We start from the raw sequence: 26,462 nt of genomic DNA, 5'->3' as shown, positions 1-26,462 counted from the left end.
TCGCTGGTTCCATGCCAAAATTCGAAGCCACCCGACGCGTATCCCATACACCCGAGCAGATGTTCGCTTTGGTCGCCGATGTTGAATCCTATCCGCAATTCCTGCCGCTTTGCGAAGCGCTGACGGTTCGCTCGCGCAAGGAGCGTGACGGGCGCACTGTTCTGCTTGCCGACATGAGCATCGGCTACAAGGCCATCCGCGAAACCTTCACGACGCAGGTGCTGCTGAAGCCCGCCGAGAACGCCATCGACGTGAAATACATCGACGGGCCGTTCAAATATTTGAGCAATGTCTGGCGTTTCGAACCCGACGGCGCCGGTTGCGCCGTCCGCTTCTTCATCGACTACGAGTTCAAGAGCCGTATTCTGGGCGCGGTCATGGGAACCATGTTCGATCGCGCCTTCCGCATGTTCGCCGAAGCCTTTGAGAAGCGCGCCGACGTCATCTACGGTGCAAAACCGTCTTGAGGCCCTGCGCATGCTTTTCTGGATAGCGAGCACCGTTGGACTGGCAATCGCCTATCTCTTCGGTACCATGCCCACGGGTTATCTGGCGGGGAAGCTGCTCAAGGGCATCGATATCCGGGAGCATGGCTCCAAATCCACCGGGGCAACGAACGTCTTGCGGGTCTTGGGAAAATGGCCTGCGTTGGTGGTGTTGCTGCTGGATGTGCTGAAAGGCGCGGCGGCGATCGTTTTTGCCCGCTGGTTCTATCCCTGGTTCATCACGTTGCCGTTGGTTACGCCATCGACCCCGCTTGACCTGCAAACCTGGGTGCCTTGGGCTGTTTGCCTGGCCGGAATTGCCGTGTTGTTGGGACATGGCCGTTCGATCTGGCTGAATTTTACAGGTGGCAAATCCGCTGCGACGGGGCTTGGCGTGTTGCTGGCTCTGTCTTGGCCGGTAGGTGTGGGGGCTGCGGCGGCTTTTGGTGCTGTGCTGGCTACGTCTCGGATAGTTTCCCTGAGTTCGATGGTAGCGGCGTTGACCGCGATCGCCCTCATCTGTGGCCTGGAGCAACCGTTGGCCTATCGGTTGCTGGTGATTGCGGGCAGCATCTACGTGATTGCGCGCCATCGTGCCAACATTCAGCGGCTGCTGGCTGGGACGGAGCCACGCTTAGGGCAAAGCAGCCCGGAATCGAAAACGTAACCGCAATCCAGCTTTCGGGCCCGCCCGCCCAACGTTTTTATAACCCTATCCGAGTGCTTGTAGGCCCAGTTCCAGCGCTTGCCGGACCGTTTCGCGACGAATGAAATCGCGGCCTTTGTCTGCAAAGAGCTGGTGCTCGGCGACAATCGGTCGGCCGTCCAGCGCAACCCCGAACCAGACCAGGCCGACCGGTTTTCCCGCCGAACCGCCGCCAGGCCCGGCAATGCCGGTGACCGCCAGGGTCAGCCCGGCGCGCGAACGGACAAGCGCGCCTGTTGCCATCTCGATCGCCGTCTCGCGCGAAACCGCGCCGTGCGCCTCAAGCGTGGCGGCGGAGACACCGAGCATGTCCATCTTGGCCTCGTTGGAATAGGTGATGAAGCCGCGATCGACCACGGCCGAGGAACCGGCGATGTCGGTGAGCGCGGAGATGATCATGCCGCCGGTGCAGCTTTCCGCCGTTGCTAGCATGATGCCGCGCTTCTGGCAGGCTTGCAGCAGCGCATTTGCCAGCTCGTTGTTGCTCATTCCGGCACCTCGCCGGGAAACACCACGCTGGCGGTGGCAATCGCCGCTATGCCTTCCTCGCGCCCGACAAAGCCGAGCTTCTCATTGGTTGTGGCCTTGATCGAGATGCGATCCGGCGTAATCGCCAGCATCTGAGAAAGGGCTGCGGTCATGGCCTCGCGATGCGGCCCGACGCGCGGCGCTTCGCAGATCAGCGTGATGTCGGCATTGGCGATGCGGCCGCCGCGCGCGCGCACCAGCCTTGCCGCATGCTCGACGAATATGCGCGACGCAGCGCCTTTCCACTGCGGGTCGGATGGCGGAAAATGCGTGCCGATGTCGCCTGCGCCGCAAGTCGCCAGCAGCGCATCGGTCAAGGCGTGCAGACCGACATCGGCGTCGGAATGGCCGGACAGCTTCTTGTCGTGTGCAATGGCGACGCCACACAAAGTGACATGGTCTCCCGGTTCGAAGGCGTGGACGTCGTAGCCATTGCCGGTACGGATATCGGGAAAGCGCACGCGTTCGCCGGAAAGCCGCTGGTCCGCCATCGCAATATCCCGTGCCCAGGTGAGTTTGACATTGTCCGGCGAGCCCGGAACGATCTTGACCGGAATATTCGCCCATTCGGCGATCGCGGCATCGTCGGTAAAATCCATTCTTCCCAGATGATGGGCTTTCTCGTGCGCGGCAAGAATGGGCCAGAACGGAAAGCCCTGTGGCGTTTGCGCCGCGTGAAGACCGCTGCGCGAAACGGTTTCGCCAACCACGCCGGAGGCCGATTCGCGCTTCAGCGTGTCGGCGACGGGCAAAGCGGGCAACGCGCCCTCGCGCTCGCCGATGGCGGCGATGGTGCGATCTATCAGGTCCGCATCGACAAACGGGCGGACGGCGTCGTGGATCAGAACCTGCGCCGGCGCGTGGCCTCTAAGGGCAAGCAGGCCGAGCCGGACGGATTCCTGCCTCGTCGCCCCGCCCATGATGGCGGTGACGCGCTCTACATTGGCGCCCGCCGCCTGCCGGAACAGCTCGTGGTCATCGGCATGAATGGCGACGACGATCTCGCTGGTCCGCGGGTGGGCCAGAAAAATGTCCAGCGTGTGTGCAATGACGGCAAAGCCGCCAATGTGTTGATATTGCTTCGGTCCGTTGGCCTGTCCGGCGCGCGCACCACGGCCGGCCGCAACGATCACCACCGCGACCTTGCCATCCGCATCCGAAACGTGATTTTCACTTGCGTCAGTCATGCCCGTTTGGTCCTAGCGCACGATCCCGAAAAGTGTAATCGGTTTTCGGAAAGATCGTGCGCTAAGTATGAAATTCCAAAGCGTCCTTTGCGCGTCCTGAGGGACGCGCGGCGCTTTGGTCGCGGCCAAAGCCGAAGGCCAGCATTTTCCCAATTGCGCCTAAATGTGGCGTCATTCCGCGTTGCACATTGCGCCGGTTCTGGCTAGAGAATGTGCAACGAATGAAGATGCTTGGTTTTTGTGCATGGTTAACTTGACCAAATTGCCTGACTTGACCAAATTGGCAGGGCCGCTTGATGTCGGCGGTGTGAGACTCCGCAATCGCGTGTTCCTCGCACCAATGTCGGGGATTACGGACGAGCCGTTCCGGCAGCGTGCCCACGCGCATGGAGCAGGCCTGGTCGTGTCCGAAATGGTTGCCAGCGGAGAGCTCGCCAAGGGCAGGGCCGGTTTCAACCTGCGCATACGCCACTCCGGCCTGCCCGTCCATATGGTTCAGCTTGCAGGCCGTGAGGCGATGCACATGGCCGAAGGTGCCAGAATCGCAGCCGGTGAGGGGGCCGACATCATCGACATCAACATGGGCTGCCCGGCCAAGAAGGTTACCGGCGGTTATGCGGGTTCGGCATTGATGCTGGATCTCGACCACGCACTGTCGCTGATCGACGCCGTTGTCGGCGCGGTCGAGGTGCCAGTGACGGTCAAGATGCGGCTTGGCTGGGACGAAGGCGCGCTCAACGCGCCGATGCTCGCGCGCCGCGCCGAGCAGGCCGGTGTCAGCATGGTGACCGTGCACGGCCGCACGCGCTGCCAGTTCTACCAGGGCAAGGCCGACTGGCGCGCCATCGCCCGCGTCAAGGAAGCCGTGTCCATCCCGGTCGTCGCCAATGGTGACGTCTCTTCGCCGGCGGAAGCGGCCGACATTCTCGATCAATCGGGTGCCGACGCCGTGATGATCGGCCGTGCCCATTATGGCGCGCCCTGGATCGCAGGCGGCATTGCGGCCGCGGCGACCGGCGAGGCGACGCCAAACATGCCACGGGACTCGACCGCGGTCGCCGACTACATCGTGGCCCACTACGAGGACATGCTGGCGCTCTACGGCGCCGAAAGCGGCCTGCGCCAGGCGCGCAAGCATCTTGGCTGGTATCTTGATCGGCATGCCGGCGGCGTCGCCGACGACAGCCGAAAGGCTATACTGACCGCATTCGAGCCCGCGCGCGTTATTGCCTTGCTGCGCGATGTGTTTTCGCGCGATCCGCAACCCTTGAACCTGCGGAGCGCCGCATGAACGCCGCCGCCGGCCAGGGCGCCGAAATGGCGGATGCCGCCCAAATCGTGCTCAACACCATCCGCCGCCCGGTGATCATGATCAGCGAGGAGGGGTTCATCACCTTCGCCAACGCCGATGCGGAAGACTTTTTTCGCTCGAGCGCGACCATGCTCGCCCGCAACACGCTGTCAAAACTCATTCCCTTCGGCAGCCCGCTGCTGACACTGGTCGACCAGGTGCGCGAGCGCCGGGCTCCGGTCAACGAGTACCGCGTCGACGTGTCGTCGCCGCGGCTCGGCATCGAGAAGGTCGTCGATCTCTATGTCGCGCCGGTACCGGAATTTCCGGGCTCGGTGGTGGTTATGTTCCAGGAACGGTCGATGGCCGACAAGATTGACCGGCAGATGACGCATCGGGGCGCGGCACGTTCGGTCACCGGTCTGGCGGCGATGCTTGCCCATGAGATCAAGAACCCGCTCTCAGGCATCCGCGGCGCTGCCCAGTTGCTCGAACTGTCGGCTTCCGACGAAGACCGCGCGCTGACGCGGCTGATCACCGACGAGACCGATCGCATCGTGTCGCTGGTCGATCGCATGGAGGTATTTTCCGACGAGCGGCCGATCGACCGCTACCCCGTCAACATCCATGTCGTTCTCGACCATGTGAAGGCGATTGCCAAGAACGGTTTTGCCAAGAGAATCAAGATATTGGAGGATTATGATCCTTCGTTGCCTCCGGTGTTTGCCAACCGCGACCAGTTGATCCAGGTGTTCCTCAACCTGGTCAAGAACGCCGCCGAGGCGATCGGCAGCGACCCGCAGGGCGAGATCGTGCTGTCGACCGCCTTCCGGCCAGGCATCCGTGTTTCCGTTCCGGGCACGCAGGACCGCGTGTCGCTGCCGCTGGAATTCTGCGTGCGCGACAACGGCTCCGGCGTTTCGGAAGACATCTTGCCGATCCTGTTCGACCCGTTCATCACCACCAAGCCGAACGGCTCCGGGTTGGGTCTTGCGCTGGTCGCCAAGATCGTCGGCGAGCATGGCGGCATCATCGAATGCGAATCGACGCCGCGCGGCACCACATTCCGCATCCTGATGCCGGCCTGGAAAGAAGCGCCAAACGGCGCCGATGATGACGGTGAAGGAGACCGCAAATGACCGTTCGCGGCAATATTCTCGTCGCCGACGACGACGCGGCGATCCGTACCGTCCTCAACCAGGCGCTTTCGCGCGCCGGCCACGAGGTGCGCGTCACCTCCAATGCTTCGACTTTGTGGCGCTGGGTGGCGGCGGGCGAGGGCGACCTTGTCATCACCGATGTGGTCATGCCGGACGAGAACGCCTTCGACATGCTGCCGCGCATCAAGAAGGCGAGGCCGGAGCTGCCGGTCATCGTCATGAGCGCTCAGAACACCTTCATGACGGCGATCCGCGCCTCCGAAACCGGCGCCTATGAATATCTGCCTAAGCCGTTCGACCTGACCGAACTGCTCAACATCGTCAACCGCGCGCTTTCCGAGCCGCGTCGGCCGAAGATCGACGCGCGGCCGGAAGAGCAGCCCGATGCAATGCCGCTGGTCGGCCGCTCGGCCGCCATGCAGGACATCTACCGCATGCTGGCGCGCATGATGCAGACCGACCTGACGGTGATGATCTCGGGCGAATCCGGTACCGGCAAGGAGCTGGTGGCGCGCGCGCTGCATGAATATGGCCGCCGCCGCGGCGGCCCCTTCGTCGCCATCAATATGGCGGCGATCCCGCGCGACCTGATCGAATCGGAACTGTTCGGTCACGAGAAGGGTGCCTTCACCGGCGCACAGAATCGCTCGACCGGGCGCTTCGAGCAGGCTGAAGGCGGCACGCTGTTCCTCGACGAAATCGGCGACATGCCGATGGAGGCGCAGACGCGGCTGCTGCGCGTGCTCCAACAGGGCGAATACACGACGGTTGGCGGACGCACGCCGATCAAGACCGACGTGCGCATCGTCGCCGCCACCAACAAGGATCTGCGCACGCTGATCAACCAGGGGCTTTTCCGCGAGGATCTTTTCTATCGCCTCAATGTCGTGCCGCTCCGGCTGCCAGCGCTGCGCGAGCGCTCCGAGGACGTGCCGGACCTCGTCCGCCACTTCTTCAAGCTCGGCGAAATGGAAGGCCTACAGACCAAGCGCATTTCTTCCGGCGGCATCGAGTTGATGAAGCGCTATCCGTGGCCAGGCAATGTTCGCGAACTGGAAAACCTGGTTCGCAGGCTTGCCGCGCTCTATTCGCAGGACGAAATTTCCGCCGAGATCATCGAGGCCGAGCTGAAGACCGGCGAGCGCCCCGTAGTGCCGGGAGGCGGTAACCTCATTCCCGACGATTTGTCGATTGGCCAGGCGGTCGAGCATTTCCTGCAGCGCTATTTCGCGTCGTTTGCCGGCGACTTGCCTCCTGCCGGGCTCTATCAGCGCATCCTGTCCGAGGTCGAGTTTCCGCTTGTCCTGGCCTCGATGACGGCAACGCGTGGCAACCAGATCAAGGCTGCGGAACTGCTGGGCTTGAACCGCAACACGCTGCGCAAGAAGATTCGCGAGCTCGGCGTCAACGTCTACAAATCATCGCGGCAGGGCTGAGCCTTGATCTGAGCCCGCGCTCTTTTCAGGGGATCGGCTCGCGAAAGATTTCCGTCTCGGTCACACTTGTTGCATAATCGCCACAATGCGTTGCATACATCCGACGCAATCATGGCTCTAGACGGCGACATGGCTCCGCAGGCACCGACAACAAACCAACCGCTTTTCAGCGAACCCGGCGCTCGTGACGGGCGCCGGCTGCTTGCGCTGCCAGGCGTGATCGCGGTCGTCGGCGCGCTGATGACGGCGGCGATCTCGTTCGCCATCCTCGTTGGCGCCACGCCGATCACACCGAACGAGTCGACTACGCTGGCGTTGATTGCCCTCAACACGGCTTTCGTCCTGTTTCTTATCGCGCTGGTCGGGCGTGAGGTGCACCGCATCCTGATGGCGCGCCGGCATGGCAAGGCCGCTTCGCGGCTGCATGTGCGCATTGTCGCCATGTTCGCCCTGGTTGCTGCCATTCCAGCCATCATGGTGGCCATCATCGCGTCGATCACGCTCGACATCGGCCTCGACCGCTGGTTCGAGATCCGCACCAAGACGATCGTCAATTCATCGCTGTCGATCGCCGACGCCTATGTCCAGGAAAATGCCCGCAACCTCCAGGGCACGACGCTGTCCATGGCCTATGATCTCGATGCGTCGCGCACGCTCTACGGCCTTGATCGTACCGGCTTTCTCGACCTGATGAACAAGGAAGCCGTGGGCCGTTCGCTGGCCCATGCGGCGCTGATCAAGCCGGACGGCTCTTTCGTCATGAGCGCCAAGACCGATACGGATTTCGCCATGCCCGAGCCGCCGGAAGGCGCGGTGGCCAGCGCTACCGACGGCAAGCCGGTGCTGATCGAACCGAAAACGCGCAACATCATGGGTGCCATCGTCAAGCTGCGGGAGATCGAAGGACTCTACCTCTACACCATTCGGCTCGTCGACCCCGAAGTGATCAAGGCAAGGCAGATCGTCAGGTCCAACACCGACGAATATCGGGGGCTGGAAGATAACCGCCGTACCTCTCAGGTGGCCTTCGCGCTGCCCTATCTGTCGTTGACGCTCATCATTATCCTGTCCGCGATCTGGACCGGCATTGCGGTCGCCGACCGTCTGGTGCGGCCCATTCGCCAGCTCATCGGCGCCGCCGACGAGGTCGCGACCGGCAATCTCGACGTCGCGGTTCCCGTCAGGCCTTCGGACGGCGATGTCGCGTCGCTCGGCGATACGTTCAACAAGATGCTTCTCGAACTGAAATCGCAGCGCAATGAGATCCTGTCCGCCAAGGACCTGATCGATGAGAGGCGCCGCTTCTCGGAAGCCGTGCTTGCCGGCGTTACCGCCGGCGTCATCGGCGTCGATCCCTACGGCATCGTCACCATCGTCAACCGCTCGGCCGAGGCGATGCTGGCGATTTCGGCCAGCGCAGCCCTTGGGCAGAATCTTTCCGCCGTGCTGCCGCATGTCGGCCGCGTCTTCGAGATCGGCCGCAAGTCCGGCAAACCCGTCTATCGTGAGCAGGTGACCTTTTACCGCGCCGGTGCCGAGCGGACCTTCAACGTGCAGATCACGATCGAGGCCGGCGACGACGGCTCGGAGGAAAAATCCTATGTGGTGACGGTCGACGACATCACCGACCTGGTTCAGGCGCAGCGCTCGTCGGCCTGGGCGGACGTGGCGCGGCGTATCGCCCACGAGATCAAGAACCCGCTGACGCCGATCCAGCTCTCGGCCGAACGTATCAAGCGCCGTTACGGCAAGGTGATTACCGAGGACCGCGAGGTTTTCGACCAATGCACCGACACCATCATCCGTCAGGTTGAGGATATCGGCCGTATGGTGGACGAATTCTCGGCGTTCGCGCGCATGCCAAAGCCCGAGATGAAGGCGATAGATCTGCGCGAATCGCTGCGTGAGGCCTCGTTCCTGGTCGAGGTCAGCCGCGCCGACATCACTTTCGAGCGGATTTTCGGCACGGAGCCGCTAAAGGGCACTTTCGACAGCCGCTTGATGGCGCAGGCTTTCGGCAATGTGATCAAGAACGCCGCCGAGGCCATCGACGGATTGGAACAGAAGGACGGTTCGCACGGCATAATCCGGATTCAAGCCGGGCGCCAGAATGGTGCGATTCGAATCGACGTCATCGACAATGGCAAAGGCCTGCCGCGCGAGAATCGCCAACGGCTGCTCGAGCCCTACATGACCACACGCGAGAAGGGCACCGGACTTGGCCTCGCTATCGTCAAGAAGATCGTGGAGGACCATGGCGGCAGGCTGGAACTACACGATGCTCCAGCGGACTTCCACGATGGGCGCGGCGCGATGATCAGCATCATCCTGCCGCCTGCGGCCGCAACGGCTCCGCGCGGCGAAAGCAGGGCGGAAAACGAAAGAGAAACTGAAAAGGTCGGTAATGGCGTCTGATATTCTCATCGTCGATGACGAGGAAGACATCCGTGAACTCGTCGCGGGCATACTGAGCGACGAAGGTCACGAAACCCGCACGGCATTCGATGCCGACAGCGCGCTCGCTGCTATAGCTGATCGCGCGCCGCGGCTGATTTTCCTCGATATCTGGCTGCAGGGCTCGCGCCTGGACGGGCTGGCGCTGCTCGACGAGATCAAGACCATGCATCCGACCTTGCCGGTGGTGATGATTTCCGGCCACGGCAACATCGAAACGGCGGTCTCCGCCATCCGTCGCGGCGCCTATGACTTCATCGAAAAGCCGTTCAAGGCCGACAGGCTGATCCTTATTGCCGAGCGTGCGCTGGAGACCTCGAAATTGCGGCGCGAGGTTTCCGACCTCAAGCTGCGCAGCGGCGAAACCTTCGATCTGATCGGCATGTCGTCGGCGATGAGCCAGTTGCGCCAGACGATCGAACGCGTCGCGCCGACCAACAGCCGCGTGATGATCATCGGACCGTCTGGCTCGGGCAAGGAACTGGCCGCGCGCGCCATCCACACGCTGTCGGCGCGCAAGAGCGCACCTTTCGTGACGCTGAGCGCCGCCAACATCACGCCCGAGCGCATGGAGATCGAGCTGTTCGGCACCGAATCGAATGGCGTCGAGCGCAAGGTCGGGGCGCTGGAGGAGGCCCATCGCGGTATCCTCTACATCGACGAGGTGGCCGACATGCCGCGCGAGACGCAGAACAAGATCCTGCGCGTGCTGGTCGAGCAGCAGTTCGAGCGGGTAGGGGGAACCAAGCGGGTCAAGGTCGATGTCCGCATCATCTCCTCGACCTCGCAGAACCTCGAAGCGATGATTGCCGACGGGCGTTTTCGCGAGGATCTTTACCATCGCCTCGCGGTGGTTCCGGTCATCGTGCCGGGATTGGCCGAGCGGCGCGAGGATATTCCCTACCTCGTCGATAATTTCATGAAGCAGATCGCCCGCCAGGCCGGCATCAAGCCGCGCCGCATCGGCGACGACGCGCTGGCCGTGCTGCAGGCGCACAACTGGCCGGGCAACGTTCGCCAGCTGCGCAACAATGTCGAGCGCCTGATGATCCTTGCGCGCGGCGACGACGTCGATGCGCCGATCACCGCCGACCTGTTGCCGGCCGAGATCGGCGATGTCATGCCGCGCACGCCGAATCAATCCGACCAGCACATCATGGCGCTGCCGTTGCGCGAAGCGCGTGAGCAGTTCGAGAAGGATTACCTGATCGCCCAGATCAACCGGTTCGGCGGCAACATCTCGAAGACCGCCGAGTTCATCGGCATGGAGCGCTCCGCTCTGCATCGCAAGCTGAAGTCGCTGGGCGTCTGAGCGCGACATATCCAGCCGCCGCGCCCGGGCCGAGCATTTGCCGGTTACGGCGGCGGTGGAATCGCATAAGAAAGCCCCGAGAATATCTAGAGGTTGCCCATGCCGCGCATTGCCTATGTCAACGGGCGCTATGTCACGCACGCCGATGCCGCCGTCCATATCGAGGACCGTGGCTATCAGTTCGCCGACGGTGTCTATGAGGTCTGCGAGGTGGCGCGTGGTTTCATCGTCGACATGCCGCGCCATCTGTCCCGGCTGAACCGCTCGCTGACCGAATTGTCGATCGCCTGGCCGGTCACCTCCCGCGTGCTGCCACTCATTCTGCGCGAGGTGGTCAATCGCAACCAGGTCGCCAATGGCCTGGTCTACGTGCAGGTGACGCGCGGCGTGGCCAGCCGCGACTTCGCCTTCCCTTCCGCCGACACGAAGCCGGCCCTGGTAGTCACCGCCAGGAAGGCCGACGCAGCGGCTGGAGCGAAGCGAGCCGAGACCGGCATCGCGGTCATCACCGTGCCGGAGAACCGCTGGGACCGCGTCGACATCAAGACCGTCGGGCTGCTGCCCAATGTATTGGCCAAGCAGAAGGCCAAGGAAGCCGGTGCGCAGGAAGCCTGGTTCGTCGACGATGAAGGCAACGTAAAAGAAGGCGGCTCGTCCAATGCCTGGATCGTCACCCGGGACGGCGTCCTGGTCACCAGGCCGGCCGAGCACGGCATCTTGCGCGGCATCACCCGCACGACCATGTTCGAAGTGGCGGCCAAGCTTGGCCTGAAGATCGAGGAGCGCGGCTTTTCCGTCGCCGAGGCCAAGGCGGCACGCGAGGCGTTCATCAGCTCCGCAACGACAATCGCCATGCCGGTGGTGAGCATCGACGGCGATACGGTCGCCAACGGGCACCCCGGCTCAATAACACTTTCCTTGCGGCAGGCCTTTTTTGACATTGCGGAAAAAAGTCCAGCCTGATAACCGCACAGGTGGAATGAACATCAATATATCTCGTTCTGCTTGTCGTTACTGACGACAAGACGGTGTTTGCGAGCTTGACATGCGCCCGTTAATTTGGCGCATTGGCTTGCAAACCGAAGGGGATCGGCGAAAGACAAGAACAATGGCGGAACGATCGCAAAACCTTCAGGACCTGTTCCTGAATTCAGTTCGCAAGAGCAAGAACCCGCTCACCATCTTCCTCATCAACGGCGTGAAGCTGACCGGCGTGGTCACTTCGTTCGACAATTTCTGTGTCCTGCTGCGCCGCGACGGTCACTCCCAGCTCGTCTACAAGCACGCCATTTCCACGATCATGCCGAGCCAGCCGGTTCAGATGTTCGATGGCGAGGAAAGCCAGGGCGCCTGATTGGCACGTGAGAAAGACGCGGACGCCACCGTTCGCGGAAAACCAACACATCATCCCGGGACGGAAGCCAAGGGCCCGACCCGGGCCGTTGTCATTGTGCCCGTCCTTACCCGCCACCAGCGCAACGACGACGAGACCAACCGTCCTCGGTTGATGCGTTCGGCTGATGCTCGTCATGACGAGGCAGTTGGCCTTGCCCGCGCCATCAACCTCGACCTGGTCCACACTGCGGTGGTTACCATCAACGATCCGCGCCCGGCGACGTTGCTCGGCAGCGGCAAGGTCGCCGAATTCGCCGAAATCGTCAAAGAGGGACACGCGGAGGTGGTCGTCGTCGACCATCCGCTGACCCCGGTGCAGCAACGCAATCTGGAGAAGGAGCTGAACGCCAAGGTGCTGGACCGCACCGGGCTGATCCTCGAGATCTTCGGCGAGCGCGCGCGCACCAAGGAAGGCACGCTGCAGGTCGAGCTCGCCCATCTCAACTACCAGAAGGGCCGCCTCGTGCGCAGTTGGACCCATCTGGAGCGCCAGCGCGGTGGCGCCGGCTTTCTCGGGGGCCCCGGCGAAACGCAGATCGAATCCGACCGGCGGCAGTTGCAGGAAAAGATCATCAAGCTGAAGCAGGAGCTGGAAACGGTGCGGCGCACGCGCGACCTGCACCGCGCCAAGCGCAGGAAGGTGCCGTTCCCGGTGGTGGCGATCGTCGGCTATACCAACGCCGGCAAGTCGACGCTGTTCAACCGGCTGACCGGAGCAGACGTGCTGGCGCAGGACATGCTGTTCGCTACGCTCGATCCGACGCTGCGCCGCGTGCGCCTGCCACATGGCACGCCGATCATCCTCTCCGACACTGTCGGTTTCATCTCGGACCTGCCGACGCATCTGATCGCGGCTTTCCGCGCCACCCTGGAAGAGGTAGTCGAGGCCGATCTCGTGCTTCATCTGCGCGACATTTCGGATCCGGACACGGCCGCCCAGGCCGAAGATGTCGAGCGTATCCTGGCCGACCTCGGTGTTGACGCCGGCGACGCCAAGCGGGTGATCGAAGTGTGGAACAAGATCGACCGGCTCGACGAAGGCAACCGGACCCGGCTGCTTGCCGACGGCGCCGATGCCAACAAGGCGCCGCCGATCGCGGTGTCGGCGGTGACCGGCGAGGGCATCGATGCGCTGAAGGCGATCATCGAAACGCGGATGGCGGGCGAACTCGAAGACCTCACCGTGACGATCGAGCCGGCACAGTTCGGCCTTGTCGACTGGCTTTACCGCAATGGCGATGTCGTTTCGCGAAGCGACAATGATGACGGCAGCGCCACCATCTCGCTCAAGGCCACGCAAAGCGCCCGCGAAGAGATCGAAAGCAGATTGCGTCGTAAAAACAACGGCTAATGTAACTTACTTCGCGGTCTTTGCTTCCTGCCAGAGCGCTTCCATCTCGGCCAGATCAGCCTTGTCCAGCGTGTTGCCGGCTTTTCCCAGTGCCTGTTCGACATAATGGAAACGCGAGCGGAATTTTTCGTTGGTGCCGCTCAGCGCTGCTTCGGAATCGAGCTTGAGATGACGGCCGAGATTGACGACGGCAAACAGCATGTCGCCGAACTCGTCTTTGATCGAGGCGGTGTCGCCTTTGGCCAGTGCCTCGCGCAACTCGCCGATCTCTTCCTCGATCTTGTCGAGGATGGGCGCTGCCTCGCTCCAGTCGAAGCCGACGCGGGCGGCTTTCTCCTGAAGTTTCAGTGCCCGGGTCAGCGCGGGCAGGGCGACCGGCACGCTGTCCAAAAACCCCTTGCCGTTGTCTTCGGGATCGAGACCGCGGGCGAGGCGAGCGCTTCGCTTCTCAGCCTTCTCTTCGGCCTTGATCTTTTCCCACATGCCCTTGGCCATGCCGGCGCTGCGGGCTTTCTCGTCACCGAAGACATGCGGATGGCGGCGGATCATCTTCGTCGTGATGGCTTGCACCACGTCAGAGAAGGCGAATTCACCGGCTTCCTCGGCCATTTGCGCGTGGTAGACGACCTGCAGCAGAAGATCGCCGAGCTCGTCGCGCAGATCGTCGAGGTCGCCGCGCGCGATGGCGTCCGCCACCTCATAGGCTTCCTCGATCGTATAGGGCGCAATGGTCGAGAAATCCTGTTCGATGTCCCAGGGGCAGCCAGTCTTCGGCGCCCGCAGCGCCGCCATGATCTCGATCAGGCGCGAAATGTCTTTCGATGGCGTCATCTAGAGCTATTCCAGGAAAAGTGTGAAACGGTTTTCTGTCCGGAATTGCGTCAAAACAGTCTATCGGATGCTATCCCGCGACCGGCCGCGCGGCCAACGCTGTCAGCCGGCGCGGGAGCCTTGTCCACAGATGAGCCGCGTCAATCAAGAACCGAAACGATCGCCTTGGCGAGTTCGTCCATGCCGTCCTCGGGTAGGCCGGCGACGTTGATGCGGCTGTCGCCGACCATGTAGATGCCGTGCTCGGCGCGCAACCGCTCGACCTGCGCTTCGGTGAGGCCAAGGCGAGAAAACATGCCGCGATGGCTGGCGACGAAATCGAAACGGTCGGAATTGGACTGCCGGCGCAGCGCCTCGGCGAACTGGACCCGAAGCCTGAGCATGCGCAGCCGCATCTCTTCGAGCTCGGCTTCCCAGTCGGCGCGCAAGGTGGCGTCTTCGAGCACGATGCGCACGGCCGCCGCACCATGGTCCGGCGGCATCGAATACATGGCGCGCGCCGCCGACAGCATCTGGCTCATCGCCACATCCGCCTGTGCGCCGTCCCTGGCCAGGATCATCGCCGCGCCGACGCGGTCGCGGTAGACGGCGAAATTCTTCGAGCAGCTCGACGCCACCACCATCTCCGGAACTTTCGCCGCCAGCAGGCGCAAGCCGAGGGCATCGGCCTCAAGGCCATCGCCAAAGCCCTGATAGGCGATGTCGACAAACGGCAGCAGCTCGCGCTCGACGACCAGATCGGTAACGGCTGCCCACTGTGCCGCATCCAGATTGGCGCCGGTCGGGTTGTGGCAGCAGCCATGCAGCAACACGACGTCGCCGCTCTTTGCCGTCCGCAACGCGGCCAGCATGTCGTCGAAACGAACGGCGCCCGAGGCCGCATCGAAATAGGGATATTCACGGATCTGCAGGCCGGCGGCGCGCATCACCGGCATGTGGTTCGGCCAGGTCGGATCCGATAGCCAGATGGTTGCATCCGAGCGCGTCCGCTTCAGCAGTTCCGCCACCAGCCGCAGCGCGCCGGAACCGCCGGGCGCCTGTGCGGCGCGGATGCGCGTCATGTCGGCGCCTGGACCGAAGGCGAGCTTGGCCATCACTGTGTTGAAGCCGGTATCGCCGGCAAGGCCGAGATAGGTCTTGGTGTCCTGACCCTCCAAGAGCCGCTTTTCGGCTTCGCGCACGGCGCGCATGACCGGCGTCTTGCCGTCGCGATCCTTGTAGACGCCGACGCCGAGGTCGACCTTGTCGGGGCGCGGATCGGCGCGATAAAGGCCGATCAGGGCCAGGATCTTGTCGGCGGGGGCGGGCTGCAGGGCTTCAAACATCGATACGGCTCCAATGGCGGCGGAGTGATACGCAAATCGGTCACGTTTCGCCAGCGGTTTTAGCTGGGTGATCCAGCCCTAGACGGGGGTGCCGGGAAGCCTGCTCTGCACGCTCCTGTGATGTGGACGGGGTTTGATGCGGAACCCATTGATGCGCGTGGGAAAATGACCAGCCGGCATTAACAGCGCCACCACGCCATCGTCCGCGTCGGCATGAGCGCTTCTGTGCGCAAATTTCGGCTTTGCCACGGCCAGTGGTCAGCCCCCACCGTGCCTGTCTTTCACAGCCTGCCGCAACAGATAGGCGACCGCGCTCAGCACCATCAAGGCCAGCCCGAACCATGTCAGGGCATAGGCCAGATGGTTGTTGTGGAACGAAACCACCGTCAAGCCGCCGACCGGCCACCCTCCCGGATTGGGCGTGGCATCGGCATCGATGAAATAAGGAGCGACCTGCCCGAGGCCTTGCGTCGTGGCGATCGCCTGCACATCGCGCGAATACCAGCGGTTGGCGGCCGGATCGTTGTTACGCAGGAAGCCGCCTTTCGGTTCGCTGATGCGCAACAGGCCGTGAATTCCGGTGTGATCGCCCGAGGGCTTGCCTGCGAGGCGGGTTGCCGGATCGCGCTTGTCCGTCGGCACGAAGCCCCTGTTCACCAGAATCGTGAAGCCATCATCCGCTCGGAACGGCGACATTACCCAGAAGCCCCCGCCGAGATCGGTGACCGCCTGGACCAGGGTCTCGCGATCACCGAGAAACCGGCCCGTGACGGCAAGCTGGCGATACTCGCCATCCCTGGCGTTGATCGCTGGCCAGGCCGAAGGCGCCGGGGCGGCCACAGGTACTGCCTTGAGACGCTGGTCGACACGCTCGATCAGGTCGAGTTTCCAGACGCGGCGCTCCAGCTGCCAGACACCAAGCGCCGAAAAGCCGGTGATGCCGATGGCCCCGCAAAGGCAAAGCACCAACAGCGTCCATGGTGAACGCGTAACCCTTTGGCCGTCGCCTGTATTCGAATGCGGTATCGTCCGTGCCTGTTCGTCCAAAGCCAGGTCCCTCTCTCAGGGTATCTGACTCATGTCATGGCCGGGCATCATGTTGACGTTCAGATGGTACATGACCCAGAGTGAGCCCGTCAGCGCGATCACCACCAGGATGAGGGTGAAGATCAGGGCCATCATGGTCCAGCCGCTCTCCGACCTGGTGTTCATATGCAGAAAGAACACCATGTGGACGATGATTTGCACGACGGCGAAGGCCATGATGGCAATCGCCGACGCCATCTGATTGCCGAGCGCGTTGGTCATGACCAGCCAGAAGGGAATGGCGGTCAGCACGACGGACAGGCCGAAGCCTGTCAGATAGCCGCGCAGCGAGCCGTGATCGACGCCGTGATGCGCGTGGCTCTGGTCGCTGGTGTCTGTTTGGTGCCCGGCGCTCATCGCAACATTCCCATCAGATAAACGAAGGTGAAGACGCCGATCCAGATGACGTCGAGGAAGTGCCAGAACATGCTCAGGCACATCAGGCGCCGCTGGTTCGCGGCGATCAGCCCGTGCCTGGAGACCTGCACCATCAGCACCACCAGCCAGACCAGGCCGAAGGTGACGTGCAGGCCGTGCGTTCCGACCAGCGTGAAGAACGACGACAGGAAGCCGCTGCGCTGCGGCGTCGCCCCCTCGTGGATGAAATGGGCGAATTCGTAGAGTTCGATGCTGAGAAAGGCGAGGCCGAACAGGCCAGTGATCACCAGCCACACCTGCATGGGCTTCACCCTTCCCTTCGCCATCTCCAGCATCGCGAAGCCGTAAGTGATGGAGGACAGGAGCAGCATGGTGGTGTTGAGCGCGACCAGCGGAAGATCGAACAGGTCCTTCGGCGCGGGTCCGGCCGCGTAATTGCCACCGAGCACGCCGTAGACCGCGAACAGCATCGCGAAGATGAGGCAGTCGCTCATCAGATAGATCCAGAAGCCGAGCATGGTGCTGCTGCCGCTCTCGGCATGGCCGTGGTCGTCTTCCAGGTGGAAGACCGTGTCGTCGATCACCGTGTCGGCGTGTGCCATGGTGCTTATCCCGCCTGGCTGGTGGCTGCGAGCAGGCGTGTCCGCTCGTCCTCGACGCGGGTGACGTCACTGGACGGAATGTGGAAGTCCCGGTCGTAGTTGAAAGTATGCGCGATGGCGTAGCCGATCAGGGCGACGAAGCTGACGATCGCCAGCCACCAAATGTACCAGATGAGCGCCATGGCAAGCACCACGCTCAACCCGGCCAGGATGACGCCGGCTCCGGTGTTGCGCGGCATGTGGATGTCACGGAAGCCCGTCAGAGGGCGCTGGTAGCCGCGCTTCTTCATGTCCGCCCAGGTGTCGAGATCATGGACGACCGGGGTGAAGGCGAAATTGTAGGCCGGCGGCGGCGAGGACGTCGCCCATTCGAGCGTACGCCCGTCCCACGGATCGCCGGTATCGTCGCGAAGCTGCTCGCGCCGGCGCACGCTGACGAAGATCTGGATGAGGAAGGACAGGATGCCAAGCAGGATCAGGAAGGCGCCGAAGGCGGCGATGATGAACCAGATCTGCAGCGAGGGATCCTCAAAGGTGCGCAGCCGGCGCGTTACGCCCATCAAGCCGAGGATGTAGAGCGGCATGAAGGCGAACCAGAAGCCGACCACCCAGAACCAGAACGACATGTTTCCCCAGAACGGATCAAGCCGGAATCCGAATGCCTTGGGGAACCAGTAGCTGATGCCGGCAAACAGGCCGAACAGCACGCCGCCGATGATGACGTTGTGGAAATGCGCGACCAGGAACAGGCTGTTGTGGAGCACGAAGTCGGCTGGCGGAACCGCGAGCAGCACGCCGGTCATGCCGCCGACCACGAAGGTCAGCATGAAGGCGACCGTCCACATCATCGGCAGTTCGAAGCGGATGCGGCCGCGGTACATGGTGAACAACCAGTTGAATATCTTGGCGCCTGTCGGGATCGAAATGATCATCGTTGTGATGCCGAAGAACGAGTTGACGCTCGCTCCCGATCCCATGGTGAAGAAGTGATGCAGCCAGACCAGGTAGGACAGGATGGTGATGACGATGGTTGCATAGACCATCGATGTGTAGCCGAAGAGCCGCTTGCCGCAGAAGGCCGAGGTCACTTCGGAAAATATGCCGAAGGCCGGCAGGATCAGGATGTAGACCTCGGGGTGGCCCCAGATCCAGATCAGGTTCACGTACATCATCGGATTGCCGCCGAAGTCGTTCGTGAAGAAGTTGGTGCCGACATAACGGTCGAGAGCCAGCAGGGCCAGCACCGCCGTCAGCACCGGGAAGGCGGCGACGATGAGCACATTGGTGCAGAGCGCGGTCCAGGTGAAGATCGGCATTCTCATCATGGTCATGCCTGGCGCGCGCATCTTGACGATGGTGCAGACCAGGTTCACGCCCGACAGCAGCGTGCCGACGCCCGCCACTTGCAGGGCCCAGATATAATAATCGACACCGACATCGGGACTGTAGCCGATACCCGACAGCGGCGGATAGGCAAGCCAGCCGGTGCGGGCAAATTCGCCGACGAACAGCGACATCATGACGATGACCGCGCCGCCGACCGTCATCCAGAAGCTGAAATTGTTGAGGAACGGAAACGACACGTCGCGCGCGCCGATCTGCAGCGGGACGACGAAATTCATCAGGCCCGTCACCAGCGGCATCGCCACGAAGAAGATCATGATCACGCCGTGCGCGGTGAAGATCTGGTCGTAGTGATGCGAATTGAGGTAGCCTTCCGAACCGCCGAAGGCCATCGCCTGCTGGAGCCGCATCATGATGGCGTCGCTGAAGCCGCGCAGCAGCATGACGATGCCGAGCACCATGTACATCACACCGATGCGCTTGTGGTCGACGCTGGTGAACCATTCGCGCCACAGATAGCCCCAGAGCTTGAAATAGGTCAGCGCGCCGACGAGGGCGATGCCGCCCAGCGCGACGACTACGAAGGTCGCGACCACGATGGGTTCGTGCAGCGGCAGCGACTCGAGCGTGAGCCGGCCGAAGATCGCCTTGAGAAGAGCAGGATTGTCGAACATGTCTTGCGTGGCGCCTCAGGAGTTGAAGGGCGACCGAAGCGTGCCGGTTGCGGAAGGTGACGGCAGTCGGATCGACAGGGGCGGTGGCCGTTGCAGACCAGCGCCGACTATCGGCGTCGAGGTCATCGGCGTGACGGATTGATCGGCCTTCGAAGCCGCCAGTGCTTCTTCGGTCGTGCATATGCTGGCGACATAGGATGGGGCAGGGCCGAATATCGTGCCGCGCCGGGCGAACTTGTCATACAGCAGCGGCAGGGTGTTGCGGATGCCGGCCATTCCCAGACCGCCCTTGGCATCGATCTGCGACATCTCGCTCATGCACATCTTGCCGGGCTCGACGCACATGTTGAGGATCGCCTTGTAGAGATCGGCATCCACCGCCGCATAGTGGCGCACGGGTTGGTTCTCGCTGGGCTGTTCGAGCTCCAGATAGCCGTTTCGGTCGAGCTTGCCGCCGCCGTCCTTTGCCTTCGCGATCCATGCCTGGAAACCGGCATCGTCTAGGCCGTGGAACGCGAAGCGCATTCCCGAGAAGCCGGCGCCGCTGTAGTTGGCGGAGAACCCTTCATAGTCGCCGGACTTGTTTATGACGGCGTGCAGCCTGGTTTCCATACCCGGCATTGCATAGATCTGGCCGGCCAGTGCTGGAATGTAGAAGGAGTTCATCACCGATGCGGAGGTGATGCGAAAGCTGATCGGCCGGTCGACCGGCGCAGCCAGTTCGTTGACCATGGCGACCCCGTAGTCCGGATAGATGAACAGCCATTTCCAGTCGAGCGCGACGACTTCGACCTCAAGCGGGCGCACGTCCGGCGGCAGCGGCTTGCCGGCCGCTACACGTCCGATCGGACGATAGGGGTCGAGCAGATGGGTGCCCATCCAGGTCACTGCGCCCAGGCAGATGATGATCAGAAGCGGCACAGCCCAAATGACGAGTTCGAGGTGGGTCGAGTGGTCCCAATCCGGCTCGTAGCGCGCCTCGCGGTTGGACTGGCGGTATCGCCAGGCAAAGAATATGGTGAGAGCCATCACCGGTATGATGACGATCAGCATCAGTGCCGTGGACACCATCAGCAGGTCGCGCTGCTGCGCGGCAACGTCGCCGGCAGGGTTCATGACGACCATGCTGCAGGAGCCGAGCGATGCCAGCAGGGGCAGCAGGAAAAGGGTACGGAGACGGCTCAATGTTTGACCTGTCGGTTGTTCCCCCCAGTGCTAGCCGTACCGCGGCAATGAAGGCATTGGACAATTTGTCCAATGCCGCAATGACGCGGCAGGCGTCATCAAAGCACCTGGCCCGCGCACATGGCAAGCGATCGTATGAGACCGCGGCGGGGCGACGGAGAATGCTGTGAGCCCAACTTCGAAGATCGAAGCCGACGCAAGACGGATAAACGCGCGCCATCATGAGGTGAAGCCCGGCGAAATCGCCGTTGGCGTCATCATCGGCAGGACGTCGGAATTCTTCGACTTCTTCGTCTACGCGATCGCTTCCGTCATCGTTTTTCCGAAGCTCGTATTTCCTTATGCCGACCCGTTGACCGGCACGCTCTACTCCTTCGCCATCTTCGCGCTTGCCTTCATCGCGCGGCCGATCGGGACGGCGATCTTCACCGCGCTCGACCGCGCCTACGGCCGCAGCGCCAAGCTCACCATCGCACTGTTCCTGCTGGGGACCTCGACCGTGTCGATCGCCTTCGTGCCCGGTTACGACCAGATCGGCCCGGCTTCGGCCTGGCTGCTGGCCATGTTTCGGATCGGTCAGGGACTGGCGCTGGGCGGGACATGGGATGGACTTGCCTCGCTGCTGGCGTTGAATGCGCCCGAAAAGCGCCGCGGCTGGTATGCGATGATCCCGCAGCTGGGCGCACCACTCGGGCTCATCGTTGCCAGCGCCTTGTTTGCATATTTCGTCGGCAACCTGTCGGCCGAAGACTTCTTCAGCTGGGGTTGGCGCTATCCTTTCTTCGTCGCCTTCGCCATCAATGTCGTCGCCCTGTTCGCACGGCTGCGCATCGTGGTGACGCCGGAATACACCAAACTGTTCGAAGGCCAGGAACTGGAGCCGACTTCCGTCCGCGAGACATTGCGCGCCGAAGGGCGCACTGTCGTGCTCGGCGCCTTCGCGCCGCTGGCGAGCTTCGCCCTGTTCCACATGGTGACGGTGTTTCCTCTGTCCTGGATTTTCCTGTTCACGCGCGAGGGACCGGCCCGGTTCCTGGTCATCGAGACGATCGGAGCCTTCTTCGGCCTGGCGGCAATCGCGATCTCGGGCTTCGTCGCCGACCGGGTTGGGCGCTGGCCCTTGCTAGGAGGCTCGGCGGTGGCCATCGCCGTTTTCAGCGGTTTCGCGCCACAGCTGCTCGATGGCGGCTTCGTCGGAGAGTCCGTCTTCATGGTATTGGGCTTCGTCCTGCTCGGCCTGTCGTTCGGCCAGTCTTCAGGAGCACTCGCCTCGAACTTTTCAAAGACCTACCGCTATACAGGTGCTGCGCTGACCTCGGACCTCGCCTGGCTGTTCGGCGCCGGCTTCGCCCCCATAGTCGCCCTGTTCCTGTCCGCCCATTTCGGGCTGATCTCGTCAGGCGCCTATCTGTTGTCGGGAGCGCTGTGCACGTTGCTGGCGCTGAGGCTCAACCAGCGCCTGGATCGGACGCCCGCTTGAGTGACCTGCTTGGCCAGGGCTGGGGACCTCCCGGCCCAATGACTCTGCACGACAAGACCAACAAACAGAATTTCCTGCTTCTGATCCAACTGCGCTGGATCGCGGTCGGTGGTCAGATCGTGACGATCCTGTTCGTCCGCTACGCGCTTGGCATCGGCCTGCCGCTGGTGCCGATGGCGGTGGTGATCCTGCTGCTGATCGCTCTCAATGTCGCCAGCCTGCGCCGGCACAGCAGCCAGGACGCGATCACCAACACCGAGCTGTTTCTTGGGCTGCTGCTCGACGTCACCGCGTTGACGGTCCAGCTTTACCTGAGCGGCGGCGCGTCCAATCCCTTCATTTCGCTTTACCTGCTCCAGGTCATCCTGGGCGCGGTGCTGCTGGAGACATGGTCGGTCTGGGCCCTTGTTCTCATTGCAAGCACGTGCTTCATCGCGCTGACCACTTTCTACCGTGAGATCAGCCTGCCCGCCGCACACGGTGCCGGGCTGTTCAGCTTGCACATCCAAGGCATGTTCATCTGTTTCGTCCTGGCGGCAACGCTTCTGGTGCTGTTCATCACCAGGGTCCAGAACAACATTCGCACCCGCGACGCCCATCTTGCGGATTTGCGCCAGCAGTCGGCGGAGGAGGCTCACATCGTCAGGATGGGCCTGCTCGCCTCTGGCGCCGCGCATGAGCTCGGCACGCCGCTGGCCACGCTTTCGGTCATCCTCAACGACTGGCAGCGCATGCCGGCTCTCGAGGCCGATCCGGATCTGGCGCAGGAAATCCGGGAGATGCAGGGCCAGTTGGACCGTTGCAAGAAGATCGTTTCGGGAATCCTGATGTCGTCGGGCGAATTGCGCGGCGAAGGCACGGTTCGCACCTCCGTCGACACCTTCCTGGCGGAGCTGGTGGCCGAATGGAAATCGACACGGCTGCCGCAAGGTTTCGAATACACCAGGCGTTTCGGCGCCAACCAGGAGATCGTCTCCGATCCTGCGCTCAAACAGGTGATGTTCAATGTACTGGACAACGCACTTGAAGCGTCGCCTCTATGGGTCGGGTTGATCGTCAGCCGCCACGCGGACGATCTTATCGTCGAAGTTGTCGACGCGGGACCGGGATTTGAAGAAGCCATGCTTGCTGAATTCGGCAAGCCCTATACGTCGACCAAAAACCGGCCAGGTAGCGGGCTCGGCCTGTTTCTGGTCGTCAATGTCATCCGCAAGCTGGGGGGTAGCGTCACCGTAAGAAATAGAACCGAGGGGGGAGCTTCGGTTACGTTGCATCTGCCGCTGGCTGCTCTGTCTCCGCGAGGGCACAATGCCGACTAAACGCACGCTGTTGATCGTCGAGGACGACATCGCCTTTGCCAACGCACTGCGCCGGTCTTTCGAACGGCGTGACTACGAAACGCATAGCTGCCGGAGCGTCGACGGCGTGCATGCGCTGATCGGCACCGTTGCCTTCCAATATGCCGTCGTCGATCTCAAGCTTGCCAGCGGCTCGGGCCTGGAATGCGTCAGGGCGCTGCACGAGCACGATCCTGAAATGCGGATCGTCGTGTTGACCGGCTTTGCAAGCATCGCCACCGCTGTTGAGGCGATCAAGCTCGGCGCCTGCCAGTATCTTGCCAAGCCCGCCAACACCGACGACATTGAAGCCGCTTTCGGCCAGGTCGAGGGCAATGCTTCGGTGCCGCTCGCCGAGCGACCAACCTCGATAAAGAACCTCGAATGGGAGCGCATCCACGAAATGCTGGTGGAGGCCGACTTCAACATTTCCGAGACAGCACGACGGTTGGGCATGCACCGCCGGACGCTGGCGAGGAAGCTGGAGAAGAGGCGTGTGAAGTAGGCACGATCTACTGCATTCCAGTCGCCACATTGGGCCCACTGCCGCCATGCCTGCCGTCGATGCACCGATGGAAATCACCCGCACAACGATTCCGGGAGCTTGTATTTCTCGGCTTCATCATGCGGTTCCAGGGATAGCCGCTCGATGCTGCGAGGCGAGGGTAGAGGCGAACGATGTCCTCAAAGGGAAAAAATTGGCAGGGCAGGGATTAAAATCCCCACATGCTCCGTAAACAGGACATGAAACCGTCGATGCCACGCTTTGACATCCTAGGACAGCTCGGTTCGCTGCGTCGCTATGCGCGCTCGCTGACGCGCGACAGCACCGACGCCGAGGATCTTGTCCATGACGCGCTGGTGCGCGCCTATGAGCGGCGCAGCACGTTCCGCTCCGGCGGAAACCTGCGCGCGTGGCTGCTGTCGATCGTCCACAACACCTTCATCGACAAGATGCGGTCCCGCAAGTCCGAAGCGTCGCGCGTCGAACAGGCTGGATACCTGGCCGACGGCAGCACGCCGGCACCACAGGAACATTCGGTGCGCCTAGCGCAGGTGCGCGAGGCTTTTTTCAGCCTGCCGGAAGAACAGCGTTCAGCGCTGCACCTCGTCGCCATCGAAGGCCTCTCTTATCAACAGGCCGCCGATGCCAGCGGCGTGCCGCTCGGCACGCTGATGTCACGCATCGGCAGGGCGCGCGCCGCACTGCGCGAGATGGAGGAGCCGGCGAAGGCAAAAAACCATCTCAGGATCGTTGGAGGCCCGTCATGACCGCAACTGTCGATCCCGTGACCGATATCGACCTCGACGCCTATGTCGACGATCAGGTCGACGTCACCCGCCGCATCGAGGTCGAAGCATTCTTGTCCGCTCGCCCGGAGGCGGCGGCGCGCGTGATGTCGGATCTCAGGACCCGCGATGAACTGCGCGTGGCGCTTGCCGGTTCCGCAGGTTTGGCCGGCTCCAAAGGCATGGCGCGGTCCGCGACCGCCGATGCCGCGCGGCGGCTGGAGAGGGGGCTTGCCCGCGGCCGGCTCTTCGGCGTGTTGCAGCGCGCGGCGGCGGTCGCCGGCTTCGTCGCCGCCGGCTGGCTGGCAAACGGCATCATCGGGCCGATGTCGGTGACCAAGGTCGTCGCCTCGCCGCAGCCGCCCGCCTATGTCGACGAGGCGGTGCAGGCCCACAGGACGACGCTGGTGCGCGAGAGCATGCCATCGCAGCCGGAAGCGCCCAATTACAACGCCGGCGAAATCCGCGCCGCCACTGCGATCGTCATGCCGTCGCTGCCGACGGATTGGAGGGTGCGCGACGTGCAGATCTATCCGTCGCGCTTTGGGCCGAGCGTCGAGATGGCGGTCGAGACGAAAGACATGGGGCTGGTGTCGCTGTTTGCGATCCGGCCCGGAACCTTCGACGTCGTCAAGCCGACGATAGCGCCCTCGGGCGACATTTCGTCGGCCTATTTCCAGATCGGCGATGTCGCCTATGCGGTGGTCGGACGAAGCGAGGTTCACGACCTCGACCGCGCCGCCGAGACGCTTGCCAAGACGCTTTACTGATCGATCCACAAAGGAGAACGCAAATGAACACCCCCAATCTGGGATATCGCGTCGGCGCCGGCGCGCAAACCGGAGCCATCTTCGACGAGGGCCTGCGCCAGCATATGCTGCGCGTCTACAACTACATGGGCGTCGGCCTTGTGGTCACCGGCCTCGTCGCCTTCATGATCTCATCGACGCCGGCGCTCTACGTGCCGATCTTCTCCAGCCCGCTGAAATGGGTGGTGATGCTGGCGCCGCTCGCCTTCGTCATGTTGTTCTCGTTCAAAATGCAGACCATGTCGGCGGCGAGTGCCCAGGCGATGTTCTGGGCCTTCTGCGCGGTCATGGGCCTGTCGCTCGCCTCCGTGTTCCTGGTCTTCACCGGAACCAGCATCGCGCGCACCTTCTTCATCGCCGCCACCATGTTCGGCGCCACCAGTCTCTACGGCTACACGACAAAGCGCGACCTGACCCAGTTCTCGTCGTTCCTGATCATGGGCCTGATCGGCGTTGTGATCGCCAGCATCGTCAACATCTTCCTCGGCTCGACCGCGCTGCAGTTCGCCATCTCGGTGATCGGCATCGCCGTGTTCATCGGCCTGACCGCCTGGGATACGCAGACGATCAAAGAACAGTATGCCGAGAATTTCGACGCGGAATCGCGCCAGAAACTTGCCGTCTTCGGCGCCTTCTCGCTCTATCTGAACTTCATCAACATCTTCCAGCTGCTGCTGAATTTTACCGGCGAACGCGAATAACGACTATTCGCTGTGGGCAAGAGCGAGGGTTATTGCTCTTGATGCGGAGAGGTGGCCGGAGGGAGATCCTCCGGCCACAATTCGTTCCTGCAGAACCAGGCTACACCTTGAGTCC

General features: G+C 62.6%; 25 protein-coding genes. 16 read left to right on the top strand and 9 right to left on the bottom strand.

Annotated features, from left to right (window positions below):
• Positions 1 to 11: 11 nt before the first annotated feature.
• Both NKH97_RS04550 and plsY read left to right on the top strand, forming a co-directional pair.
• Positions 12 to 467 (top strand): type II toxin-antitoxin system RatA family toxin, encoded by a 456-nt coding sequence (locus NKH97_RS04550; RefSeq protein WP_127294439.1) that lies wholly within the window; start codon positions 12 to 14, stop codon positions 465 to 467.
• A gap of 10 nt (positions 468 to 477) precedes the next feature.
• The gene (plsY, locus tag NKH97_RS04545; protein WP_352552030.1) at positions 478 to 1,152 is read left to right on the top strand and encodes a glycerol-3-phosphate 1-O-acyltransferase PlsY; all 675 of its coding nucleotides are present in this window, start codon (positions 478 to 480) and stop codon (positions 1,150 to 1,152) included.
• A 45-nt stretch (positions 1,153 to 1,197) separates the two neighbouring features.
• Here the strand turns inward: plsY and NKH97_RS04540 are convergent, their stop codons facing one another.
• Positions 1,198 to 1,680, bottom strand: coding sequence for a CinA family protein (locus tag NKH97_RS04540; RefSeq protein WP_352611734.1), 483 nt, complete (start codon positions 1,678 to 1,680; stop codon positions 1,198 to 1,200).
• Positions 1,677 to 2,906, bottom strand: coding sequence for a bifunctional 2-C-methyl-D-erythritol 4-phosphate cytidylyltransferase/2-C-methyl-D-erythritol 2,4-cyclodiphosphate synthase (locus NKH97_RS04535; RefSeq protein ID WP_352611735.1), 1,230 nt, complete (start codon positions 2,904 to 2,906; stop codon positions 1,677 to 1,679). The genes NKH97_RS04540 and NKH97_RS04535 overlap by 4 nt, the downstream gene beginning before the upstream one ends.
• Before the next feature lie 262 nt (positions 2,907 to 3,168).
• Between NKH97_RS04535 and dusB the strand changes: the two genes are divergently transcribed.
• From dusB to hflX, 8 genes are all read left to right on the top strand, one after another.
• Positions 3,169 to 4,197: a tRNA dihydrouridine synthase DusB gene (dusB, locus tag NKH97_RS04530; protein ID WP_352611759.1), complete on the top strand. Its 1,029-nt coding sequence runs from the start codon at positions 3,169 to 3,171 to the stop codon at positions 4,195 to 4,197.
• Positions 4,194 to 5,336, top strand: a complete 1,143-nt coding sequence (locus NKH97_RS04525; RefSeq protein WP_023812029.1) for a two-component system sensor histidine kinase NtrB — start codon at positions 4,194 to 4,196, stop codon at positions 5,334 to 5,336. The genes dusB and NKH97_RS04525 overlap by 4 nt, the downstream gene beginning before the upstream one ends.
• The gene (ntrC, locus tag NKH97_RS04520; RefSeq protein ID WP_023812028.1) at positions 5,333 to 6,793 is read left to right on the top strand and encodes a nitrogen regulation protein NR(I); all 1,461 of its coding nucleotides are present in this window, start codon (positions 5,333 to 5,335) and stop codon (positions 6,791 to 6,793) included. Before NKH97_RS04525 ends, ntrC begins: the two co-directional genes overlap by 4 nt.
• Positions 6,794 to 6,922: 129 nt before the next feature.
• Positions 6,923 to 9,208: a sensor histidine kinase NtrY-like gene (locus NKH97_RS04515; protein ID WP_023812027.1), complete on the top strand. Its 2,286-nt coding sequence runs from the start codon at positions 6,923 to 6,925 to the stop codon at positions 9,206 to 9,208.
• A complete protein-coding gene (gene ntrX / locus NKH97_RS04510; protein ID WP_023812026.1) occupies positions 9,198 to 10,559 on the top strand; it encodes a nitrogen assimilation response regulator NtrX in 1,362 nt (453 codons plus the stop codon). The genes NKH97_RS04515 and ntrX overlap by 11 nt, the downstream gene beginning before the upstream one ends.
• A gap of 99 nt (positions 10,560 to 10,658) precedes the next feature.
• Positions 10,659 to 11,522 carry a D-amino-acid transaminase gene (locus NKH97_RS04505; protein ID WP_023812025.1) on the top strand — a complete coding sequence of 288 codons (864 nt, stop codon included), beginning with the start codon at positions 10,659 to 10,661 and terminating at the stop codon, positions 11,520 to 11,522.
• A gap of 145 nt (positions 11,523 to 11,667) precedes the next feature.
• Positions 11,668 to 11,913, top strand: coding sequence for an RNA chaperone Hfq (gene hfq, locus NKH97_RS04500; protein WP_006202172.1), 246 nt, complete (start codon positions 11,668 to 11,670; stop codon positions 11,911 to 11,913).
• Positions 11,914 to 13,305: a GTPase HflX gene (hflX, locus tag NKH97_RS04495; RefSeq protein WP_023812024.1), complete on the top strand. Its 1,392-nt coding sequence runs from the start codon at positions 11,914 to 11,916 to the stop codon at positions 13,303 to 13,305.
• 6 nt (positions 13,306 to 13,311) lie between these two features.
• On the opposite strand, the gene mazG is transcribed toward hflX, so the two are convergent.
• The 7 genes from mazG to cyoA all read right to left on the bottom strand — a co-directional run bounded on the left by mazG (position 13,312) and on the right by cyoA (position 20,730).
• On the bottom strand, positions 13,312 to 14,136 hold the full coding sequence (mazG, locus tag NKH97_RS04490) for a nucleoside triphosphate pyrophosphohydrolase (RefSeq protein WP_023812023.1): 825 nt from the start codon (positions 14,134 to 14,136) through the stop codon (positions 13,312 to 13,314).
• A 140-nt stretch (positions 14,137 to 14,276) separates the two neighbouring features.
• Positions 14,277 to 15,461, bottom strand: a complete 1,185-nt coding sequence (locus NKH97_RS04485) for an amino acid aminotransferase (protein ID WP_352795546.1) — start codon at positions 15,459 to 15,461, stop codon at positions 14,277 to 14,279.
• Positions 15,462 to 15,719: 258 nt separating this feature from the next.
• The gene (locus NKH97_RS04480) at positions 15,720 to 16,427 is read right to left on the bottom strand and encodes an SURF1 family protein (RefSeq protein ID WP_352611760.1); all 708 of its coding nucleotides are present in this window, start codon (positions 16,425 to 16,427) and stop codon (positions 15,720 to 15,722) included.
• A gap of 96 nt (positions 16,428 to 16,523) precedes the next feature.
• The gene (gene cyoD / locus NKH97_RS04475) at positions 16,524 to 16,904 is read right to left on the bottom strand and encodes a cytochrome o ubiquinol oxidase subunit IV (protein WP_352611739.1); all 381 of its coding nucleotides are present in this window, start codon (positions 16,902 to 16,904) and stop codon (positions 16,524 to 16,526) included.
• Positions 16,901 to 17,527 (bottom strand): cytochrome o ubiquinol oxidase subunit III, encoded by a 627-nt coding sequence (gene cyoC / locus NKH97_RS04470; RefSeq protein ID WP_127270912.1) that lies wholly within the window; start codon positions 17,525 to 17,527, stop codon positions 16,901 to 16,903. The genes cyoD and cyoC overlap by 4 nt, the downstream gene beginning before the upstream one ends.
• A 5-nt stretch (positions 17,528 to 17,532) precedes the next feature.
• A complete protein-coding gene (gene cyoB / locus NKH97_RS04465) occupies positions 17,533 to 19,545 on the bottom strand; it encodes a cytochrome o ubiquinol oxidase subunit I (protein ID WP_352611740.1) in 2,013 nt (670 codons plus the stop codon).
• A 15-nt stretch (positions 19,546 to 19,560) separates the two neighbouring features.
• Entirely contained in the window at positions 19,561 to 20,730 is a 1,170-nt protein-coding gene (gene cyoA / locus NKH97_RS04460) for a ubiquinol oxidase subunit II (protein WP_023812017.1), read from the bottom strand.
• Positions 20,731 to 20,896: 166 nt separating this feature from the next.
• Here cyoA and NKH97_RS04455 point away from each other — a divergent pair, with 166 nt between their 5' ends.
• From NKH97_RS04455 to NKH97_RS04430, 6 genes are all read left to right on the top strand, one after another.
• On the top strand, positions 20,897 to 22,210 hold the full coding sequence (locus NKH97_RS04455) for an MFS transporter (protein WP_023812016.1): 1,314 nt from the start codon (positions 20,897 to 20,899) through the stop codon (positions 22,208 to 22,210).
• 38 nt (positions 22,211 to 22,248) lie between these two features.
• Positions 22,249 to 23,529 carry an ATP-binding protein gene (locus NKH97_RS04450; protein WP_031213491.1) on the top strand — a complete coding sequence of 427 codons (1,281 nt, stop codon included), beginning with the start codon at positions 22,249 to 22,251 and terminating at the stop codon, positions 23,527 to 23,529.
• Complete coding sequence (locus tag NKH97_RS04445; RefSeq protein ID WP_023812014.1) at positions 23,519 to 24,052, top strand: response regulator transcription factor; 534 nt, start codon at positions 23,519 to 23,521, stop codon at positions 24,050 to 24,052. The genes NKH97_RS04450 and NKH97_RS04445 overlap by 11 nt, the downstream gene beginning before the upstream one ends.
• A 221-nt stretch (positions 24,053 to 24,273) precedes the next feature.
• Positions 24,274 to 24,819 carry a sigma-70 family RNA polymerase sigma factor gene (locus NKH97_RS04440; RefSeq protein WP_081734885.1) on the top strand — a complete coding sequence of 182 codons (546 nt, stop codon included), beginning with the start codon at positions 24,274 to 24,276 and terminating at the stop codon, positions 24,817 to 24,819.
• Positions 24,816 to 25,607, top strand: coding sequence for an anti-sigma factor family protein (locus tag NKH97_RS04435; RefSeq protein WP_128304461.1), 792 nt, complete (start codon positions 24,816 to 24,818; stop codon positions 25,605 to 25,607). The genes NKH97_RS04440 and NKH97_RS04435 overlap by 4 nt, the downstream gene beginning before the upstream one ends.
• A gap of 23 nt (positions 25,608 to 25,630) precedes the next feature.
• Positions 25,631 to 26,347, top strand: a complete 717-nt coding sequence (locus NKH97_RS04430; protein WP_023812012.1) for a Bax inhibitor-1/YccA family protein — start codon at positions 25,631 to 25,633, stop codon at positions 26,345 to 26,347.
• The last annotated feature ends 115 nt before the right edge of the window (positions 26,348 to 26,462 follow it).

The sequence above is a fragment of the Mesorhizobium sp. M0870 genome, assembly GCF_040319775.1.
Taxonomy (GTDB): Bacteria; Pseudomonadota; Alphaproteobacteria; order Rhizobiales; family Rhizobiaceae; genus Mesorhizobium.
Note: the sequence above shows the minus strand (reverse complement) of the source record. Positions and strands in the feature narration are given on the sequence as shown.

Bases quoted from the DNA above. Each gene is read 5' to 3' on its own strand.
- hfq (WP_006202172.1), top strand. From the start codon at position 11,668: ATGGCGGAACGATCGCAAAACCTTCAGGACCTGTTCCTGAATTCAGTT.
- plsY (WP_352552030.1), top strand. From the start codon at position 478: ATGCTTTTCTGGATAGCGAGCACCGTTGGACTGGCAATCGCCTATCTC.
- cyoD (WP_352611739.1), bottom strand. From the start codon at position 16,904: ATGAGCGCCGGGCACCAAACAGACACCAGCGACCAGAGCCACGCGCAT.
- ntrX (WP_023812026.1), top strand. From the start codon at position 9,198: ATGGCGTCTGATATTCTCATCGTCGATGACGAGGAAGACATCCGTGAA.
- NKH97_RS04540 (WP_352611734.1), bottom strand. From the start codon at position 1,680: ATGAGCAACAACGAGCTGGCAAATGCGCTGCTGCAAGCCTGCCAGAAG.
- mazG (WP_023812023.1), bottom strand. From the start codon at position 14,136: ATGACGCCATCGAAAGACATTTCGCGCCTGATCGAGATCATGGCGGCG.
- NKH97_RS04435 (WP_128304461.1), top strand. From the start codon at position 24,816: ATGACCGCAACTGTCGATCCCGTGACCGATATCGACCTCGACGCCTAT.
- NKH97_RS04550 (WP_127294439.1), top strand. From the start codon at position 12: ATGCCAAAATTCGAAGCCACCCGACGCGTATCCCATACACCCGAGCAG.
- NKH97_RS04430 (WP_023812012.1), top strand. From the start codon at position 25,631: ATGAACACCCCCAATCTGGGATATCGCGTCGGCGCCGGCGCGCAAACC.
- NKH97_RS04485 (WP_352795546.1), bottom strand. From the start codon at position 15,461: ATGTTTGAAGCCCTGCAGCCCGCCCCCGCCGACAAGATCCTGGCCCTG.
- NKH97_RS04440 (WP_081734885.1), top strand. From the start codon at position 24,274: ATGCTCCGTAAACAGGACATGAAACCGTCGATGCCACGCTTTGACATC.
- NKH97_RS04525 (WP_023812029.1), top strand. From the start codon at position 4,194: ATGAACGCCGCCGCCGGCCAGGGCGCCGAAATGGCGGATGCCGCCCAA.
- ntrC (WP_023812028.1), top strand. From the start codon at position 5,333: ATGACCGTTCGCGGCAATATTCTCGTCGCCGACGACGACGCGGCGATC.
- NKH97_RS04535 (WP_352611735.1), bottom strand. From the start codon at position 2,906: ATGACTGACGCAAGTGAAAATCACGTTTCGGATGCGGATGGCAAGGTC.
- cyoC (WP_127270912.1), bottom strand. From the start codon at position 17,527: ATGGCACACGCCGACACGGTGATCGACGACACGGTCTTCCACCTGGAA.
- NKH97_RS04505 (WP_023812025.1), top strand. From the start codon at position 10,659: ATGCCGCGCATTGCCTATGTCAACGGGCGCTATGTCACGCACGCCGAT.
- NKH97_RS04450 (WP_031213491.1), top strand. From the start codon at position 22,249: ATGACTCTGCACGACAAGACCAACAAACAGAATTTCCTGCTTCTGATC.
- cyoB (WP_352611740.1), bottom strand. From the start codon at position 19,545: ATGTTCGACAATCCTGCTCTTCTCAAGGCGATCTTCGGCCGGCTCACG.
- NKH97_RS04515 (WP_023812027.1), top strand. From the start codon at position 6,923: ATGGCTCCGCAGGCACCGACAACAAACCAACCGCTTTTCAGCGAACCC.
- NKH97_RS04445 (WP_023812014.1), top strand. From the start codon at position 23,519: ATGCCGACTAAACGCACGCTGTTGATCGTCGAGGACGACATCGCCTTT.